Source organism: Kitasatospora sp. NPDC034035 (genome assembly GCF_055575755.1).
Map to the genome: position 1 here is coordinate 133,794 of NZ_JBVISA010000009.1, position 16,732 is coordinate 150,525.

The window sequence follows — 16,732 nt, forward strand, 5'->3', positions numbered from 1 at the left end:
CGCGGACCGTCAGTTGACGACGAGGACCGGGCTGCCGGCGACGGAGGTGTCGGTGACCGGGCCGTAGGTGGCGCTGAAGTAGCCCGTCGAGAAGCACAGGCCCGGGCCGGACACCAGGGTGAACGGCTGGGCGGAGAAGCCGATGGTGCTGCCGGTGTTCGAGGCGGTGCCGTTGATTCCGGTGGCGTTCTGGTAGTTGCAGCTGATGCTGCCCAGGATGGTGCTGAGCACCACGGTGGTGCCCATCGCGCCGGCCGCGCCGGGGGTGAGCTTGACCGGGTAGCCGGGGGCGTCGCTGACCGTGTTGGTGAACGGCAGGTTGGTGACGGTGATGCTCCTGACGCCCGTGACACCGAGGACGTTGGAGGTGCAGGAGCCGAAGGTCTGGGTGTTGAGCTGCTCGACGGCGCTGCCCGGGGCGGCCGGGTTGGCGGTCACGGTCGCCGAGAAGGAGGAGGCGGCACACTTGATGCCGCTCGTCCCGGTGGCACTGTTGTAGAAGGTCGCGTAGCTGCCGGAGGCCAGGTTGGCGGACAGGACGTCACCGACGGCGACGGCCGGGCCGGTCGAACTGCCGGTGGTGAGTACGGCGGTGGCGGCCTCGGCGGGTGCCACGGCCGCGCCGGTGAGGGCGAGTGCGGCGAGGGCGGCGGTGGCGAGGGTGCGACGGATGCGCATGAGGGTACCTCTCTCCGTCCGGGGGACGGGTGGGGGAATCCCGGCGTGCGGGTGTGGTGGTGTGCACGACGGGGGAGGTGCATGGCGTACCGGGGGCTCCGGCGGGGCCGCGGTGCGGGCGGGCCCGGCGCCACGGGCCCGCTCGTGCGGTACGGCGGTGTGCGGACGTACAGCCGTGTACGGGTGGTACGGGTGTACGGGTGTACGGGTGTATCGGTGTACGGCGCTGCACGGACGTACGGATGTGGATGTACGGATGTGGACGTCCGGTGGTGCGGGACACAGCGGCACTGCGCAGAGTCGGTGCGGACGTGCGGTGCTGTGGGGGTGCACGTCGGCGGCTGCCACCGCCGCGGGCCCGCGCCCGCCGTGGTCCGGTGGTCCGGGCGGTTCGCCCGGACCACGGGAGCCCCTGGAGGTCGGCCGGTGGGGGCCTGCTCGCCCACCGGTTGGAAACCTGTCAGTGTTGTAAACCCGGTGTTGCGTCAATGTCAATACAGGACACAGGAGTTGGTGATGGATCGGAACTACCTCCGGAGTGCCGACGTGGTCCTGCTGCCGGGCGCGCGGACCGGCCGCGACCCCGCCCGCTCGATCAAGCCCGGCCCGCGCCGGCAGCCCGCGGGCGTGGTCGCCGCGACCCAGCGCGAGCGGCTGCTGGACGGGCTGGTCCGGACCGTCGCCGAACGCGGCTACCGGCACGCGACGGTGAGCGACATCTGCCGCGCGGCGGGTGTGACCAGGCCGGTCTTCTACGAGCTGTTCAGCGGCAAGGAGGACGCCTTCCTGGCCGCGCACCGGTACGGCACCGGGGTGGTGCTCCGGCGGATGGCGGCGGCCTTCGCGGCCGAATCCGACTGGTGCCGGGGGATCCGGCAGGCGCTCGGCGCGATGCTCCAACTGCTCGCCGGGACACCCTCGTTCGCCACCATGGCGGTGATCGAGATCGAGGCGGTCGGCCCGGAGGGGCGGCGCGAGAGGGATCAACTCCTCACCAGGTTCCGGGCGTTCTTCGCCGAGGTGCCCCAACTGCCGGGCGGCGTAACGGTGAACGAGATGGTGGACGCCGTGGTGGGCGGCGTCTACAGCGCGCTCTACCGCCGGATCGACTCCGGCCGGACCGATCAACTACCGGAGCTGCTACCGGTATTGAGCATGTTCTGCCTGGCTCCGTTCCTCGGTCCGGCGGAGGCTGCCGAGCGGCTCGGGGTGGCGGGCACGGTCGAGCGGACCGGCCCGGCGGGGGCCGCCGAGCGGCTCGGGCCCGGGATTGGTGAAGATCCTTCGTGCACCCGTATTGACCCGGCCAATACCCGGCAGTAGCTTCCCAGTTACTTACCGCGCTCCGACCTGACCCGCCCCGCTGCCGAGGGGCGGGTGATCCGGTCGGGCCGCGGAACGCTGTCCGCGCCAGGGCAACATGCCAGTGCCTGCACACCCAATCCACCCACAGGGAGCACACATGGCCATGTCCGAGGACGCCGCCGCGGCGGCCGAGACCCCACAGCCGGCCGGCCCGAGAAGAGGCCGGGTACGGCTCAAGCGCACCGTCCTGATGGCCGTGCCGGCCATCGCCGCCGGGGGCGTCCTGATGGCGCTCACCGCCCAGGGCGTACTCGCCGCGCAGTTCTCCATCTCCGGCATGCCGTTCACCATCACCGCCGACAAGCTGGACGGCCAGGGCTTCGCACAGTTCGGCGCGCTGGACTCGATGATCCCCGACAGCCCCAACGCGGGCTCCACCGGCGGCCAGGTCCTGGTCGCCGTGTCGGCGATCAAGAGCGCCCAGATCACCAACCTGTGCCAGAGCGTCGACCTCGGCGGCATCAACCTGGTGATCCACGCGGGCGACGGCGGCACCCCCGTCTCCGCCACCAACCTCACCACCGACTCCGATCTGCTGTCCGGCGACGCGGAGTTCACCAACATCGAGATCGGCGGCGACGCCAGCACCTTCGACAAGGCCGGACCGGTCGGCAAGGGCAACCCGGGTGTCTTCGGCCAGCAGGCCGACACCGTCCTGCTGACGCACCTCAAGCAGCACAACTACGCGAGCACCGCCGTCGGGTTCAAACTGCCCAACCTGCGGCTGAGCTTCAGCTCCCAGGGCTGCTGAGCATGGCGGAGTCCGCACCGGAGCCGGCCGGCGCCGGCGAGGGCACCGCGGCGCGGGCCGAGGGGGTGGCGGCCGAGGGGACGGCCGCCACGCCCGGCACCGCTGCCACGGCCGCCGCCGAGCCCGCTGCCGCCACAGCCGCGGACGCCGAGCCCACAGCCGGCGAGCCCGCCACCCGCCCGGTCAAGCGGCGCGACTGGCGGGGCAGGCGACCGTTCTGGGGCGGGCTGCTGGTGCTGCTCGGCGGCGCCGAGATCCTGTTCACCCTGCGGGCCCCGCTGCCCGTCGTCCTGCACATCGGGATGCAGGGACTGGCTGGGTACCTGGTGCCGGCGGTGATGGTGCTGTGCGGCCTGCTGATCCTGTTCAACCCGGCGCAGCGGCTGTTCTACTCCATCCTCGCCGTGCTGGCCTCGCTGGCCAGCTGGGTCACCTCCAACCTGGGCGGCTTCCTGATCGGGATGCTGCTCGGGGTGGTGGGCTCCTGCCTCACCTTCGGCTGGCTGCCCGACCAGCCGCTGCGCCGTGGCCGGCAGCGGCGGCTGGACCGCCGCGAGGAGCGGCAGGCGGCCAAGACGGCCTCCGTCTGAAACGCGGGTGCCCCGCGCCTGGTGAAGGGAGAGCACCAGGACGCGGGGCACCCGCTGACGGGCTCGTGCGAGCTCCGTCGGATCGTCGCGAGGCGTCGATCAGATGGTCGAGGCGTCGATCACGAAGCGGAACCGGACGTCGCCGTCCAGCACCCGCTGGTAGGCCTCGTTGATCTGGTCGGCCCGGATCAGCTCGATCTCGGCGGTGATGCCGTGCTCACCGCAGAAGTCCAGCATCTCCTGGGTCCCCGGCAGCCCGCCGATCATCGACCCGGCCAGCGAGCGGCGCCCGGTGATCAGCGCGTGGGCGTTGACCGAGACCGGCTTCTCCGGCGCGCCGACCTGCACCATGGTGCCGTCGGTGCGCAGCAGGAGCAGGTAGGCGCTGAGGCCGAGGTCGGCCGAGACGGTGTTGACGATCAGGTCGAAGCTGCCCGCCAGCTCACTGAAGGTCGCCGGGTCGGAGGTGGCCCGGTAGTGGTCGGCGCCGAGCTTGAGGCCGTCCTCGCGCTTGCGCAGCGACTGGCTGAGCACGGTGACCTCCGCGCCCATCGCGTGGGCGAGCTTGACGCCCATGTGGCCGAGGCCGCCGAGGCCCACGATCGCGACCTTCTTGCCCGGGCCCGCGCCCCAGTGGGCGAGCGGCGAGTACAGCGTGACGCCCGCGCACAGCAGCGGCGCGGCGGCGTCCAGCGGCAGGTTGTCGGGGATGCTCAGCGCGTACGCCTCGTCCACCACCAGCTCCGAGGAGTAGCCGCCGTAGGTCGGCAGGCCGTCCGTGCCCGTGCTGTTGTAGGTGAAGGTGACGCCGCCCTCGCGGGTGCAGTACTGCTGGAGGCCGGCGAGGCAGTTGTCGCACTCGCGGCAGGAGTCGACGAAGCAGCCGACGCCGACCCGGTCGCCGACCTTCCAGCGGGTCACGCCGGGGCCGACCTCGCTGACCACGCCCGCGATCTCGTGGCCCGGCACCATGGGGAAGATGCCGGTGCCCCAGTCCTCGCGGACCTGGTGGATGTCGGAGTGGCAGATGCCGGAGTACTTGATGTCGATCACGATGTCGTGCTCGCCCACGGCCCGGCGGGTGACGGTGGTCTTCGCCAGCGGGGCGTCGGGCCGCTGCGCCGCGTAGGCGGCGACGGTGCGGGTGTTCGTCGTGCTCGTCGTGCTCGTGGTGCTCGTCGTGCTCGTCGTGCTCGTCGTGTTCGTCGTCTCGTTCGTCATGCCCTCAAGACTGCTGCGGCGCGATCGGGCCAACCAGACCAGAGGTCTTCGTACGAACCCGGGACGTAGGGGAGCGGAACGTAGGCGGGCGGAACGTAGGCGGGCCGGACGTACGCCCGCGGAAGGTACGCACGGCAGTATCACCCTCACCCGCCCCCCGGCGCACCGGATCGCCCGCATACTGCAGACATGGACCAGCGCACCGAACTCAGCGAGTTCCTCCGATCCCGCCGTGCCCGGCTGCGGCCCGAGGACGTGGGCCTGCGGGACACCACCACCCGGCGTCGGGTCCCCGGGCTGCGCCGCGAGGAACTGGCCCAGCTCGCCGGAGTCAGCACCGCCTACTACACCCGGCTCGAACAGGGCCACGGCGAGAACGTCTCCACCGCCGTGCTGGACGCCATCGCCCGGGTGCTGCGGCTCAGCCCCGCCGAGCGCGACCACCTCGGCCGGCTCACCAAGCCCGCCCGCCGCCGCTCCGGCCGGGCCGCCGCCCGGGCGCAGCTGGTGCGGCCCGCGCTGCAACAGCTCCTGGACGCGATGGACGGCGTTCCCGCGTACGTGCTCGGCCGGCGCCTCGACATCATCGCCTGGAACCGCCTCGGCACCGCTCTCCTCGGCGACTTCGCCGCGATGCCGCCCGAGCAGCGCAACATGGCCTGGAACGTCTTCCTCGACCCGGCCGCGCGCGAGCTCTACCAGGACTGGGAAGGCAAGGCCAGCGACGTCGTCGGCATCCTGCGCCTGGACGCCGGGCGCGACCCGGACGACCCCCGGCTGGCCTCGCTCATCGGCGAACTCTCCGTCAAGAGCGAGGACTTCCGCCGCCTCTGGGCCACCCACAACATCCAGGACAAGGGCCACGGCACCAAGCGGCTGCACCACGCGGTGGTCGGCGGGCTCAGCCTGCAGTACGAGACCCTGCGTCCGGCCGGGGACTCGGACCAGGTACTGGTCACCTACCACGCCGAACCGGGCTCGTCCTCGGCCGAATCGCTGCGCCTGCTGGCCAGTTGGGTGGCCACCGAGTTCCAGACCGACCCGCCCGAGCGGACGACCGGCTCACCCGCCGGTTCGCCCGCCGGTTCGCCCGCCGAGCAGTCCCGGTAGTCGGCAGGGGTCTTGGCAAGGGCTCCTGGCAAGGCCCGGTACGACCAGGCGCTGCAGCGCTGAGCGCTCAGCGGAAGCAGTAGGAGTCCGAGGACGCGTCGCCGCCCGCGAGATGGGTCTGGTGAACGCGCAGGCCCCGGAAATCCGCGCCGTGCGGGAAGAAACGCTCGTCGACGCTCAGCCCGCCCGCCTCGGGGTCGGCGTCCAGCTTGACCATCCACGGCTCGATGCCGTCCGGGTAGAACTGGTCGTCCCAGGCGCCGTAGAGGGAGTTGGTGAGATACAGCCGCCGGCCGTCCCGGCTGATCTCCACCATCTGCGGCGCCCCGCTCAACGGCCGTCCCGGCTCGGCCGGGTGCGGGGTGCGGGCGACGACCCCACCCAGCCGGACGGAGGAGGCGAGCCGGGGGTGGAAGGGATCCGAGACGTCGAACTGGAACAGCTCGCCGGTGCCCCAGGCCGACACGTACAACCAGCGGTCGTCCACCGACAGATTGATGTCGGTGACCAGCGGCGGCACCGCGCCGAACGGCTGCAGTGCGCGCGGCAGGTCCTCGGCCTTCGCCGGTTCGGCGGGGATGTCGATCACCTTGCGCGCGGTGAACGCCGGCCCGTTCCGGTACCAGAGCCAGACCGAGGAGGAGAGGTCCTCGACGTTCACCACCACCCCGGCGAACCCCCACTCCGCCTGCGGATCGTGCGCCGGACGCAGCTCCAACACCATCTGGTACTGGTCGCCGAAGTCGATCCGCTGCAGGTGCCGCCCCGAGTCCAGCTCCCAGAAGTGCAGTGCGTGCCCGTACTTGCGGCCCAGCAGCAGCTCCGGCACCACCCCGTCCTCGACCATCCACGGGCTGCCCCACTCACTGGTCACCCCCACATTGGTGCCGAGGTGCCACCAGACGTCGTACGCGAAGTGCTGCGGCCCGCGCTCCGTCTCCCAGGCGCGCAGCACATCGAAGGTGGAGTGGTCGAGGATCGCCACCCCGCCCGGTCCGTCCGTGCCCTCACCGGCGCCCAGGCACGACAGGAACACCCCCTCCGGGCCGCAGTGCAGGGTGTGCGGGCGCGAGTAGCCCGCCTTGGCGGCGAGTTCGGCGGCCTCGACGGTCTTCACCAGGCGCGGCCGGACGGGGTCGGGCCGGGTGTCCATGACGTGCAGGCGCGAGGAGCGCAGCCCGGGGAGCAGCAGGAACCGCCGCTCCGGATTCTCGTGGCAGGCATGGGCCAGGGCGCTGGAACAGGCGTTCCAGCCGAAATGGTGCAACTCGTCGCCCAGGGTGGGGAGTTCGGCGAAGTTCAGCACCGTCCCGTAGTCGGCTGATGCCGGATCCGTGTCCACCGTGAGCAGCGCGTCCGGCCGCTGAGCCCACCGGTCGAACCCGGCGACGTACGCGAGCTTCTCCGGCGGCGCGGCCATCGCCTCGGTGGCCGACCGGTACAGCGACGGATCCATGTGCACTCCCCAACTCGCCTGCCCTGTCCGGGAAGCGTTCCACACGACCACCGGCGCACAGCAGGCGTACGAGGAGTGGGACGGAGGCGCGGAGCGCACCGTGAGCCGGTGCACGACAGCATGACCGGGGGAGGCGACTTCCACAGCCCGGTCGTCCAGGCGGATACCGCGAAGGTGACGATCGAGGCTCGCCCGCCGGCGGTCACCGTCACCGGCCTCGGCGGCATCGGCAGGGCGATCCAGGCCATCGCCGTCGGCCACGCGCTGCTGTGCGCCGGCGGCTCCTCCCTCGGACACCCCCGCCGACTGACCGGCCACCGCCGAGCGCCGGGCACCTACCGGCCGGTATCGTCTGGCTCGGAACGGGTGGTCACCTGCCACATCGGCGGGCGGAGCAGAGGATCGGTGCGGCGCAGATGGAGTTTCGGGAAGACGTCCTGGGTGCCCCTTACGAGGCGGCGGAGCTGGAGCTGCGGCCGGATGCCGAAGGGGCGGTGTGCGCGACGCTGGTGCGTCGGCTGGTCCCCGGCGCGCAGCGGGCCGTGCTCTACATCCACGGGTACAACGACTACTTCTTCCAGACCAACCTGGCCGACCACTACACCGCGCTCGGGTTCTCGTTCTACGCGCTCGACCTGCGCAAGTACGGCCGTTCGCTGCGCCCGCACCAGTCGCCGAACTTCGTCCGTGACCTCGTGGAGTACGACGAGGAGATCGACGAGGCGGTGCGGATCATCCGGGAGGTGGACGGGCACCGGCAGCTGCTGGTGAACGGGCACTCGACGGGTGGGCTGGTCGGTGCGCTGTGGGCGGGGCGTCGGGCCCGGCGGGGCCTGGTGGACGGGCTGTTCCTCAACTCGCCGTTCCTGTCGATGCCGACGTCACCGGTCGTACGGAGCGTCGGCGGGCCGGCGGTGACGGCGATCGGGCGGCTGGCGCCGACCCGGGTGCTGCCGTCGACGTTGAACCCGCACTACACGCACAGCCTGCACAAGGACCACAGGGGCGAGTGGGACTTCGACCTCACGCTCAAGCCCGCCGAGGGCTTCCCGCTGTTCGCGGGCTGGCTGTCGGCGATCCACCAGGGGCACCGGCGGCTGCGGCACGGGCTGGGCATCGACGTGCCGGTGCTGTTGATGGCCTCGACCAAGTCCATCGCCACCACGAAGTGGCACAACGCGCTGCACCACGCGGACGCGGTGCTGCGCGCCGACGACATCGCCGCACAGGGGCCGAGGCTCGGCCGGCACGTGACGATCGTCCGGATCGAGGGCGGTATGCACGACCTGGTGCTCTCCGGGGAGAAGGCTCGCACCCAGGTGTTCGCCGAGCTGGATCACTGGCTCGCGGCGTACCTGGACGTGCAGCCGGTGGACGTGAACGCGGCGGACGTGCAGCCGGCGGACGTGCAGTCGGTGGACGTGCGGCCGGGGGACGTGCGGCCGGCCGGGGAAAGCGCATGACCTTCGAGCGCGACGAGCCGGTGCCGGTGGGGCGGCGGACCGACCTCGGCTTCGCCAAGCTCATGCCGGACATCGACCGCGACGGCGGCTGGCTGCTGACCCTGGACGGCACCCCGCAGTCGTACGTCGATCTCGCCGATCCGACGCACCTGGAGTTCGAGTACACCCGGCGCCTCGGCCACCTCGCGGACGCGCTGGCCCCCGCCGGGCAGCCGCTGGACGTGCTGCACCTCGGCGGCGGCGCGCTCACCCTGCCCCGCTACCTGGCGGCCACCCGGCCGGGTTCGCGGCAGCGGGTGGTGGAGGTGGACGGGCCGCTGCTGGAGCTGGTCGCCGAACGGCTGCCCTGGCAGGGGCCCGGCGCGGACGTCACCGCGACCGTCGGCGATGCCCGGGCGGCCCTCGCCGACGTCCCGGCGGCCTCGCAGGACCTGGTGATCGCCGACGTCTTCCGTGGCTCCCGCACCCCGGCGCACCTCACGTCGATGGAGTTCCTGCGGTTGGCGGCGGACACCTTGCGCGAGGGCGGCTGCTACGCGGCCAACCTGGCGGACGGCCCGCCGCTGGCGTTCGCCAAGGCACAGGCGGCGACGGTAGGGGCGGTGTTCCCGTACGTCTGCCTGGTGGCGGAGGCGTCGGTGCTGCGCGGGCGGCGGTACGGCAATGTGCTGCTGGCCGGGTCGACGGCGCCGCTGCCGGAGGCGGAGCTGGCCCGGTTGTTCGCGGGTGACATCTTCCCGGCCCGGTTGGTGGAGGGGGACGACCTGGCGGCTCTGGTCGGCCGCACGGCCCCGGTCACGGATGCGGACGCCACCGATTCCCCGCCTCCGCCGGACGGTGCCTTCAGCGTCGGCTGAGCCGAGCCGGGTGTGGTGCGCGAGAAGTCGGCCACGTCGACTTCTCCTGCCGCCGGTCGAGCGGCGCGTCGGCGGGTGGGGCGGTCCGGACCGGGTGTCAGAATCGGCGGGTTCATGCCCGAGCGCGAGACACCCGCGCGGCACCCGTTCGGCACCCGCGGGGTACGCGTGGCACACGCGCGGGCATCCGGGGAGCACGTCGAAGGAGCGAGCGATGACTGGCGGCGCGGAGCGGCCCGAGCTGGAGGCGGTGCCGGAGACGGCGCTGTGGACGCTGTGGCACCGGGCGGTGGAGGCGCGGCGGCCGGACACCGTGCTGCCGGACCCGAAGGCGGTCGAGCTGGTCGGCCGGATCGACTTCCCGTTCGCGGAGCGGTTCGGCCGGAACGCGATGGTGAGCCAGCTGCAAGCGCTGCGCGCGGCCTGCTTCGACCGTGAGGTGGCGGACTTCCTGGCCCGGGAGCCGCGCGGCACCGTGGTCTGCCTGGGGGAGGGCCTGGAGACCCAGTACTGGCGGGTCGACAACGGGCGGGCCCGCTGGCTGAGCGTGGACCTGCCGGAGGCGGTGGCGCTGCGCTCGGAGCTGTTGCCGCCCGGCGCGCGCCAGCGCTACCTGGCCGCCGACGCCGCCGAACTGGGGTGGGCCGACGAGGTGGACCGCAACCGTGAGGTACTGGTCACTGCACAAGGCTTGTTGATGTACCTTCCGCCGGCCCGGGTGAGATCCCTGATCGCGGGCTGCGCGGAGCGGTTCCCGGGCGGCTCTCTCGTGCTGGACGCCGTGCCGCGCTGGTTCAGCCGACTCACCCTGAACGGGAAGATGCATGCCCGCGGCTACCAGCCGCCGCCGATGCCGTGGGCGATGGACGCGGGTGAGCGGGACAAGCTCCGCACCGCCAGTCCGGCGGTGGCGGCGGTGCGGGACGTCCGGCCGACCGGCGGACGCGGTCTGGTCGGCGCCCTGCTGCCACTCGCGCTGACCATCCCGCCACTGGCCACCCGCCGTCCGTCCGTCACCGTCCTGGACTTCGCCGAGCGGCCCGAGCAGTCCTAGGACTGCAAGCCGTCGTAGGACAGCATGCAGTCGTCGAACACCTGATCAATGCCGGTGGACCGGGTGCCCAGGGCGCTGCGGTCAGCTCATGCCGACCAGCATGTAGAACATGCCGACGGCCGTCACCGTCCGCCGTGCGGCACCGAGCCCGGGTACCGGTGGGCCCGGCGGCTACGCTTCCTGCACCAGCAGCCGCGCATTGATGGTGGGATTTCCTGCCTGGGAGAGCGGGAAGGCGGTACCGATTTCCTCGGGTTGCCCGGGAACGTCGATGCGGACGGACAGCGTCCGGTCGAGAAGCTGTTCCTGTGTCATCCGGAAGTCGATGTTGACGAGGCCGTGCTGCGCGCAATTCTCGCAGTTCCGCGGATTGTCCGGTTGGAAGAAGAAGCGCTTCGCGATCGGCTCACCGTCCGCGAGCAAACTCACGATGAACGAACCCGGGATGTTCAGCCGGTCGATCCCCTTGACCCGCACCGAAACAGGGTTGGCGCTCCGGAACGCGAAGGTGCGGGCGGCCTCGATGTTTCCGGACAGATTCTCCAACACGCCCTCCGCGGGGTCGGCGAGTTCCAGCCGATCGTACGAGACCTCGGTTTCGATCGTCTGGCCGGCGGTCGCGGTGAACGGTGGCAGCGCGCCGCCGAGCGGATCCGTGGGCCAGTTGGGGTCCTGCCCCAGCGTGGTTCGGAATCCGGCCAGCGTGGTCGCGCCGACGCGGGTCTGCCAGCTCAGCCAGAGGCGGTCGATGTTGCAGTGGAAGAACCAGAACACCGGGTCGAAGGAAGCTACCCACTGGTTGCCCATCGTCGGCCCGATCGACCCGTGGCCACCGTCGTGGGCCTGGATCGAGAAGTCCTGGTAGCCGTTCAGATCGGACGCCCCCCACACCGACTGCTTCAGCGAGGTGGCGATTTCATCCAGGACACTCAAATCCTTCACGTTCTGTGCGATGTCGGCGGGCGAGAAGCGTTGCGTGGTGTACGGGAAGAATCCGGTCTTGGGCGGCAGGGCGGTGGCGCCGGGATCGGCGGGAAGAACGTACTGGTCGAACGGCGGATGCTGCAGCCGGTCCGGCAGGTCGGTCGCGATGTCCCAGTAGGGGAGTGTCACCTCCGCGCAACCCGGGACGGAACGCAACGCGTCCTCGAACACCCGCAGGTAAACGCGGTGCCAGGGGTTGAAGCGGTTTTCGTGGTGCAAACACCATTTCTCCGGGAGGCCGTGCTGCCCGGCCATGGCGAAGTAGCCGTCCGGAGCCTCGGGAGGGCGGGCCATCACCGCGGTGAACGCCGTCTTCAGCAGCTCGAACTCGGCGTCGCTCAACGTCGTGATGTTCTTGCGGAGCCGGGTCGGGGGCGTCACGGGCGGTGGTGGCTCGACCGGGGTCGCCGTACCGAGGGGGAATCCGTTGAGGATCCAGTTCCGGAATGTCTGCGAGCGTTCGGCACTCCATTTCCCCTCCGCGTCCGGGGGCATGTGCGAGTTCGGCGGAGAGGTCTGTGCGTAAATCGCCAGCGCGTTTCTCTTCACTCCCTCATAGGTGCCGAGATCGATTCCGATGGTGGCCATGTGGTCCAGGTCCTGAGGCCGGAAGAAGAAACGAATGTCCGCCAGATAAGTCGGCGCTGCAACGACTTGATCATCGGTCGGGCCGTGCTGGGTCGTGGTCATGCTTCCTCCGGTGGGCTCCGAATAGGCGCTGCGGTTGATACAGGGCCAATGGTCGACGATGTATCAACCAGCGGCGAGGTCGACTGGTCCGATGGGGCGGCCTTGCCGGAGCGTCGGGCGCGAGTCGATTTGATGAGCGCCGCGATTTGCGGAATCAAATTGTTCCGCTTGTTCCTCCCAGCCTTCACTCCGAGTCCTCAGGACCTGCGTCCGGCGGAGGTCCGGGCGTTGGTGCTCGACGCGGTGCCGCGCATGATCCGACCGAGGCGGGCCGAGGCCGGCGTCAGCCGAAGGCAGCGGAGGGCTCTCGAGGGCAGAGGTACTTTGCCGAATCTTGAAGAAATGCCGGTCGGACTGGAACCATGGCGTGCGGCCGCACGTCGAAAACCACGGGTTATCGGCCGGGGGGACAGGCCGCCCGGCACGTTACGCTGCCCTGAGGGGGAGCGGCGGCGTTGCCGCCATCGGACCACTGCCGGGACCGGCCCGCGGCTCCACGGGGAGCGCGGCCGGTCCCGTCCTGCCACGGAGGTACTGGCCTTGCACATCGACGCCTGGATCGAGGGCATTCCACCGACGGCGGTGTACGCCGTGGTCGGCCTGATCATCGGGATCGAATCGCTGGGCATCCCGCTGCCCGGCGAGATCGCCCTGGTCACGGCGTCCCTGATGGCGGTCAAGGGCGTGGTGAGCCCGTGGGGCGTCGCGGGCTGCGCGATCGCGGGTGCGATCATCGGCGACTCGATCGGCTACTCGATCGGGCGTAAGGGGGGCAAGCCGCTCTTCGAGAAGCTGGGACGCAAGTTCCCCAAGCACTTCGGGCCCTCGCACCTGGCCACCGCGGAGCGCTCGTTCCAGAAGTGGGGCATGTGGGCGGTCTTCTTCGGCCGGTTCATCGCCCTGCTGCGCATCTTCGCCGGTCCGCTGGCAGGCGCGCTGAAGATGCCGTACTGGAAGTTCCTGATCGCCAACGTGCTGGGCGGCGTCGTCTGGGCCGGCGGCACGACGCTGCTGGTGTACAAGGTGGGCAAGAGCATCGAGCCGTGGCTGTCCCGCTTCTCCTGGGCCGGTCTGGCGGCAGCCGTCGTGATCGGCGGCCTGTCGGCCTGGATCATGAAGCGTCGGGCCGCGAAGACGCACGCCAAGATCGAGGCGGAGGAGGCGGCCGCGGCCGCGGCCGCCGCCAGGACCGCCGTCCCGGAGTAACGGAACGGAACCCAGCAGAACGCCACGGGACGTGACTGACGGCCGTCCCGGAGCCATCGGGCCCTCGGAGTAGCATCGGCGGAGTACCTGCCGATCTTGCACTCCGGAGGGCCCGATGACGTTGCAGCCGACCTGGGACGCGGTGGACGCGTACTTCTCCGAGCAGCTGGTCGGACACGATCCGGCGCTGGAGGCGGCCGCGGCCGCCGCCGACGCGGCCGGGCTGCCGAACATCGCGGTGGCCCCCAACCAGGGCAAGCTGCTGCACCTGCTGGCGCTGACCCAGGGCGCGAAGCGGATTCTGGAGGTCGGCACGCTCGGCGGCTACAGCGCGATCTGGCTGGCCCGGGCGCTCCCCGCGGACGGCACCCTGATCACCCTGGAGATCGACCTGAAGCACGCCGAGGTCGCCCGGGGGAACCTGGCCGCCGCCGGACTGGAGAAGGTCGCCGAGGTACGGCTGGGCCGGGGCGCCGACTCGCTCGCGGCGCTGGTGGAGCAGGGCGTGGAGCCCTTCGACCTGGTCTTCATCGACGCGGACAAACCGAGCAACCCCGAGTACTTCCGCCGGGCGCTCCAGCTGACCCGGCCCGGCTCGCTGATCATCGTCGACAACGTGGTGCGCGGCGGCGCCGTCGCCGACGCGGACAGCACCGACCCGGCGGTGCTCGGCACCCGGGCCCTGCACGAGCTGATCGCGGCCGAGCCGAGGGTCACCGCGACCTCGGTGCAGACGGTCGGCAGCAAGGGCTACGACGGCTTCACGCTCGCCCGCGTGCAGGGCTGAGTTTTTCAGCACCACCGAGGAACGGAGACATCGTGCGGATCGGACTGCTGGGCACCGGCCCCTGGGCGGAGCGGGTGCACGCGCCCGTGCTGGCGGAGCATCCCGGGCTGGAGTTCGCCGGTGTCTGGGGCCGCCGCCCGGAGGCGGCCGAGACCCTGGGCGCGGCGCACGGCGTGCCCGGGTACGCCGACCTCGACCGGCTGCTGGCCGACGTGGACGCGGTCTCCATCGCGCTGCCCCCGTCGGTGCAGGCGGGCCTCGCGGTGCGGGCCGCCGAGGCCGGCTGCCACCTGCTGCTGGACAAGCCGGTCGCGTTGACCGTGCCGGACGCCGAGGCCGTGGCCGAGGCGGTCCGCGCGCACAAGGTCGCCTCGGTGGTGTTCTTCACGGTGCGCTTCGGCGGCCCGCAGATCCCGTGGCTCGAGGAGCAGGCGGCGTTGGGCGGCTGGTACACCGGCCGCTCGGACTGGCTCGGCTCGGTGTTCGCGCCGGGCAGCTCCAGCCCGTACGCGGCCTCGCCGTGGCGCAAGGAGAAGGGCTCGCTGTGGGACGTCGGCCCGCACGCGCTGTCCGTACTGCTGCCGGTGCTCGGCGACGCGACGCAGGTGACGGCGGTGGCGGGCCCGCTGGACACCGTGCACCTGGTGCTGCGGCACGCCGGCGGCGCGTCCAGCACGCTCGCGCTCAGTCTGACGGCGCCGGTCGCGGCGGGCGGGACGGGCCTGGAGCTGCGCGGCGAGCACGGCGTGGCACACCTGCCGGAGCGCGGTGAGGGTCCGCTCGCCGCGCTGCACCGGGCGCTGGACGCCCTGCAGTCCGCGGCGGCCTCCGGCGAGCCGCATCCGTGCGGGGCGGACTTCGGGCTGCGGGTGGTGGAGATCCTCGCCGCGGCCGAGCGCTCGCTGGCCGTCGGCGGACCGGTGCAGGTCTGAGGCCTCGCGGACTCGGTGACGCCGGGCGGGGCGCTTCGGTGCCCCACCCGGCGTCGTGCGTTCGTGCGTCCTTCGTTCGTGTGTCGTTCGTGCGCCGGGCGTGTCGGGCCGGTCAGGCGCGCCAGGCGTGTCGGGCGTGTCAGCCCGGTCGGGCCGGTCGGGCCGGTCAGGCCGGAGGCAGGGCCGGCGGGGACCCGGCCGGGCGGCGGTCGGTGGGCCGGGCCGGGGGGATGACGGCCGCGCGGAAGTCGCGCGGGCCGGTCCAGAGCGCGGGGACGGCGTCGCTGCGGCGGGCCAGTTCGTACGCGACGGCCTCGTAGTTGACGCGCCAGCCGTGGAAGTGCGCCCAGGCGTCCTCGACCGGGCGTTCGCGGCGGAAGCCGGCCGCCATGATCATCGCGACGGCGCCCAGGTACTCGGCGTAGGTCAGCCGGATCGGGACCTCCGGGTCCGGGTCCGGGTCGAAGGGGATCCGCAGCGCGCGGGCGATGTCGCGCATTGCGGTGAACCCGGCGCGGATCACCAGCCGGGCCTCGGCGGGGGCCGTGCGCGGGCACAGGGCGAGGTGCAGCGCGGCGGCGTCCATCACGGCGATCAGGCCGACCACCCAGCTGCGGTTCGGTTGCGGGGAGCGGAAGGAGAGCAGCACCGGGTAGTTGGAGTGGCTCTCGCCGATGTCGGCGGCGAGGCGCTCCCAGTCCCGGTAGAGCTGGGGGAGCGCGTTCTCGGTGTCGACGAGGGACTGGCGGGCCAGCAGCTCGGGGCCCCAGGCGGGTTCGCCGGCCCGGGACTGCAGCAGGGTCACCTCGGTCTCGCGCCGCTGGTAGGCGGCGTAGAGGGTCGGCAGGTAGGCGATCTGCAGGGCGACCACCAGCGGGCCGCTGGCGGCGGCCATGAAGTCGATCGCGGACAGCTGCAGCCGCTCGCCGCTGGCGTAGCCGAGGGTGAAGAGGCTGGAGCCCCCCTCGCGGATCGAGGTCGACCAGTTGAGGTCGGACGTGCCGTGCAGCAGCAGCGTGTAGGCGACCAGCATCCCGCTGAGCCACAGCCCGAGCATCCCCAGCAGGACCAGCGGCGCGAGCCAGGTGAGCGCCCGGTCCTGTGCGCGGTAACCGCCGAACGGCGTGGCGGAGAGCCGCAGCACGCCCCGCAGCACCGCCCAGAGCCGGTTCACCAGGGACGAGTAGAGCCCGCGCGGGACGACCAGCGTGCGCAGGATGCTGCCGACGACGAGCAGGAGCAGCAGCGCACCGATCACGGTGTGGATCAACCTCATGGCGCCATTCTGACGGTCGGCCGGAGCGGTTGCGGCGGAGGCCCGGTCCGGTTCCGACGCGCCGTCGCGCGCAGTATGACGACGATCACATCCTTTCCCCGCCGTCGGAATGCCGCCCTCATCTCGTCTATCTGTTCGAGAGGGCCGTCGGATGAGCGAAGCGGAGAGCGGACTGTGCGTCCACAGCGAGGTGGCGGGGCCGAGGAGGAGAAGCCCGGACGGCGGCGACGCCGGCGACGGCGGCCGTTGCGGTGGCTCGACTATCCGCGCCAGCGGCGGCGCGGGGTCCGCCGCTGGCTCCCGTCCTGGCGG

Annotated in this window: 15 protein-coding genes; 10 read left to right on the plus strand and 5 right to left on the minus strand. The window is 71.8% G+C overall.

Annotation, left to right across the window (positions count from 1 at the left end):
* Positions 1-9: 9 nt before the first annotated feature.
* Positions 10-678 carry a Tat pathway signal sequence domain protein gene (locus ACZ52J_RS15270; protein WP_360503061.1) on the minus strand — a complete coding sequence of 223 codons (669 nt, stop codon included), beginning with the start codon at positions 676-678 and terminating at the stop codon, positions 10-12.
* A 516-nt stretch (positions 679-1,194) separates the two neighbouring features.
* Between ACZ52J_RS15270 and ACZ52J_RS15275 the strand changes: the two genes are divergently transcribed.
* The 3 genes from ACZ52J_RS15275 (at position 1,195) to ACZ52J_RS15285 (ending at position 3,384) form a co-directional block, all read left to right on the plus strand.
* Complete coding sequence (locus ACZ52J_RS15275; RefSeq protein WP_465618951.1) at positions 1,195-2,001, plus strand: TetR/AcrR family transcriptional regulator; 807 nt, start codon at positions 1,195-1,197, stop codon at positions 1,999-2,001.
* Positions 2,002-2,140: 139 nt separating this feature from the next.
* Positions 2,141-2,794, plus strand: a complete 654-nt coding sequence (locus tag ACZ52J_RS15280; RefSeq protein WP_360503066.1) for a DUF6230 family protein — start codon at positions 2,141-2,143, stop codon at positions 2,792-2,794.
* Positions 2,795-2,859: 65 nt separating this feature from the next.
* Complete coding sequence (locus tag ACZ52J_RS15285) at positions 2,860-3,384, plus strand: DUF6114 domain-containing protein (protein ID WP_396287964.1); 525 nt, start codon at positions 2,860-2,862, stop codon at positions 3,382-3,384.
* Positions 3,385-3,483: 99 nt separating this feature from the next.
* Here the strand turns inward: ACZ52J_RS15285 and ACZ52J_RS15290 are convergent, their stop codons facing one another.
* Positions 3,484-4,605: an NAD(P)-dependent alcohol dehydrogenase gene (locus tag ACZ52J_RS15290; RefSeq protein ID WP_465618953.1), complete on the minus strand. Its 1,122-nt coding sequence runs from the start codon at positions 4,603-4,605 to the stop codon at positions 3,484-3,486.
* A gap of 189 nt (positions 4,606-4,794) precedes the next feature.
* Here ACZ52J_RS15290 and ACZ52J_RS15295 point away from each other — a divergent pair, with 189 nt between their 5' ends.
* Positions 4,795-5,715: a helix-turn-helix domain-containing protein gene (locus ACZ52J_RS15295; protein ID WP_465618955.1), complete on the plus strand. Its 921-nt coding sequence runs from the start codon at positions 4,795-4,797 to the stop codon at positions 5,713-5,715.
* Positions 5,716-5,782: 67 nt separating this feature from the next.
* On the opposite strand, the gene ACZ52J_RS15300 is transcribed toward ACZ52J_RS15295, so the two are convergent.
* Positions 5,783-7,171, minus strand: coding sequence for a selenium-binding protein SBP56-related protein (locus ACZ52J_RS15300; RefSeq protein ID WP_465618957.1), 1,389 nt, complete (start codon positions 7,169-7,171; stop codon positions 5,783-5,785).
* Between the two features lie 416 nt (positions 7,172-7,587).
* On the opposite strand from ACZ52J_RS15300, the gene ACZ52J_RS15305 reads away from it, so the two are divergent.
* The 3 genes from ACZ52J_RS15305 to ACZ52J_RS15315 all read left to right on the plus strand — a co-directional run bounded on the left by ACZ52J_RS15305 (position 7,588) and on the right by ACZ52J_RS15315 (position 10,545).
* Positions 7,588-8,634, plus strand: coding sequence for an alpha/beta hydrolase (locus tag ACZ52J_RS15305; RefSeq protein ID WP_465618959.1), 1,047 nt, complete (start codon positions 7,588-7,590; stop codon positions 8,632-8,634).
* Positions 8,631-9,491, plus strand: a complete 861-nt coding sequence (locus ACZ52J_RS15310) for a spermidine synthase (RefSeq protein ID WP_465618961.1) — start codon at positions 8,631-8,633, stop codon at positions 9,489-9,491. The genes ACZ52J_RS15305 and ACZ52J_RS15310 overlap by 4 nt, the downstream gene beginning before the upstream one ends.
* 214 nt (positions 9,492-9,705) lie before the next feature.
* The gene (locus tag ACZ52J_RS15315; protein WP_465618963.1) at positions 9,706-10,545 is read left to right on the plus strand and encodes a class I SAM-dependent methyltransferase; all 840 of its coding nucleotides are present in this window, start codon (positions 9,706-9,708) and stop codon (positions 10,543-10,545) included.
* Between the two features lie 171 nt (positions 10,546-10,716).
* Here ACZ52J_RS15315 and ACZ52J_RS15320 read toward each other — a convergent pair whose 3' ends face one another.
* A complete protein-coding gene (locus tag ACZ52J_RS15320) occupies positions 10,717-12,219 on the minus strand; it encodes a tyrosinase family protein (RefSeq protein WP_465618965.1) in 1,503 nt (500 codons plus the stop codon).
* Positions 12,220-12,759: 540 nt separating this feature from the next.
* Between ACZ52J_RS15320 and ACZ52J_RS15325 the strand changes: the two genes are divergently transcribed.
* The 3 genes from ACZ52J_RS15325 to ACZ52J_RS15335 all read left to right on the plus strand — a co-directional run bounded on the left by ACZ52J_RS15325 (position 12,760) and on the right by ACZ52J_RS15335 (position 15,144).
* Complete coding sequence (locus ACZ52J_RS15325) at positions 12,760-13,425, plus strand: DedA family protein (RefSeq protein ID WP_360503082.1); 666 nt, start codon at positions 12,760-12,762, stop codon at positions 13,423-13,425.
* 115 nt (positions 13,426-13,540) lie between these two features.
* The gene (locus tag ACZ52J_RS15330; protein WP_465618968.1) at positions 13,541-14,212 is read left to right on the plus strand and encodes an O-methyltransferase; all 672 of its coding nucleotides are present in this window, start codon (positions 13,541-13,543) and stop codon (positions 14,210-14,212) included.
* A gap of 32 nt (positions 14,213-14,244) precedes the next feature.
* A complete protein-coding gene (locus ACZ52J_RS15335; protein ID WP_465618970.1) occupies positions 14,245-15,144 on the plus strand; it encodes a Gfo/Idh/MocA family protein in 900 nt (299 codons plus the stop codon).
* Positions 15,145-15,310: 166 nt separating this feature from the next.
* Here the strand turns inward: ACZ52J_RS15335 and ACZ52J_RS15340 are convergent, their stop codons facing one another.
* Positions 15,311-16,420: a hypothetical protein gene (locus ACZ52J_RS15340; protein WP_465618972.1), complete on the minus strand. Its 1,110-nt coding sequence runs from the start codon at positions 16,418-16,420 to the stop codon at positions 15,311-15,313.
* Between the last annotated feature and the right edge of the window lie 312 nt (positions 16,421-16,732).

What these genes read in the sequence shown, in the direction of transcription:
- ACZ52J_RS15275 (WP_465618951.1), top strand. Translation starts at nt 1,195, where the DNA reads ATGGATCGGAACTACCTCCGGAGTGCCGACGTGGTCCTGCTGCCGGGC.
- ACZ52J_RS15305 (WP_465618959.1), top strand. Translation starts at nt 7,588, where the DNA reads ATGGAGTTTCGGGAAGACGTCCTGGGTGCCCCTTACGAGGCGGCGGAG.
- ACZ52J_RS15290 (WP_465618953.1), bottom strand. Translation starts at nt 4,605, where the DNA reads ATGACGAACGAGACGACGAACACGACGAGCACGACGAGCACGACGAGC.
- ACZ52J_RS15270 (WP_360503061.1), bottom strand. Translation starts at nt 678, where the DNA reads ATGCGCATCCGTCGCACCCTCGCCACCGCCGCCCTCGCCGCACTCGCC.
- ACZ52J_RS15320 (WP_465618965.1), bottom strand. Translation starts at nt 12,219, where the DNA reads ATGACCACGACCCAGCACGGCCCGACCGATGATCAAGTCGTTGCAGCG.
- ACZ52J_RS15310 (WP_465618961.1), top strand. Translation starts at nt 8,631, where the DNA reads ATGACCTTCGAGCGCGACGAGCCGGTGCCGGTGGGGCGGCGGACCGAC.
- ACZ52J_RS15280 (WP_360503066.1), top strand. Translation starts at nt 2,141, where the DNA reads ATGGCCATGTCCGAGGACGCCGCCGCGGCGGCCGAGACCCCACAGCCG.
- ACZ52J_RS15300 (WP_465618957.1), bottom strand. Translation starts at nt 7,171, where the DNA reads ATGGATCCGTCGCTGTACCGGTCGGCCACCGAGGCGATGGCCGCGCCG.
- ACZ52J_RS15315 (WP_465618963.1), top strand. Translation starts at nt 9,706, where the DNA reads ATGACTGGCGGCGCGGAGCGGCCCGAGCTGGAGGCGGTGCCGGAGACG.
- ACZ52J_RS15340 (WP_465618972.1), bottom strand. Translation starts at nt 16,420, where the DNA reads ATGAGGTTGATCCACACCGTGATCGGTGCGCTGCTGCTCCTGCTCGTC.
- ACZ52J_RS15295 (WP_465618955.1), top strand. Translation starts at nt 4,795, where the DNA reads ATGGACCAGCGCACCGAACTCAGCGAGTTCCTCCGATCCCGCCGTGCC.
- ACZ52J_RS15330 (WP_465618968.1), top strand. Translation starts at nt 13,541, where the DNA reads ATGACGTTGCAGCCGACCTGGGACGCGGTGGACGCGTACTTCTCCGAG.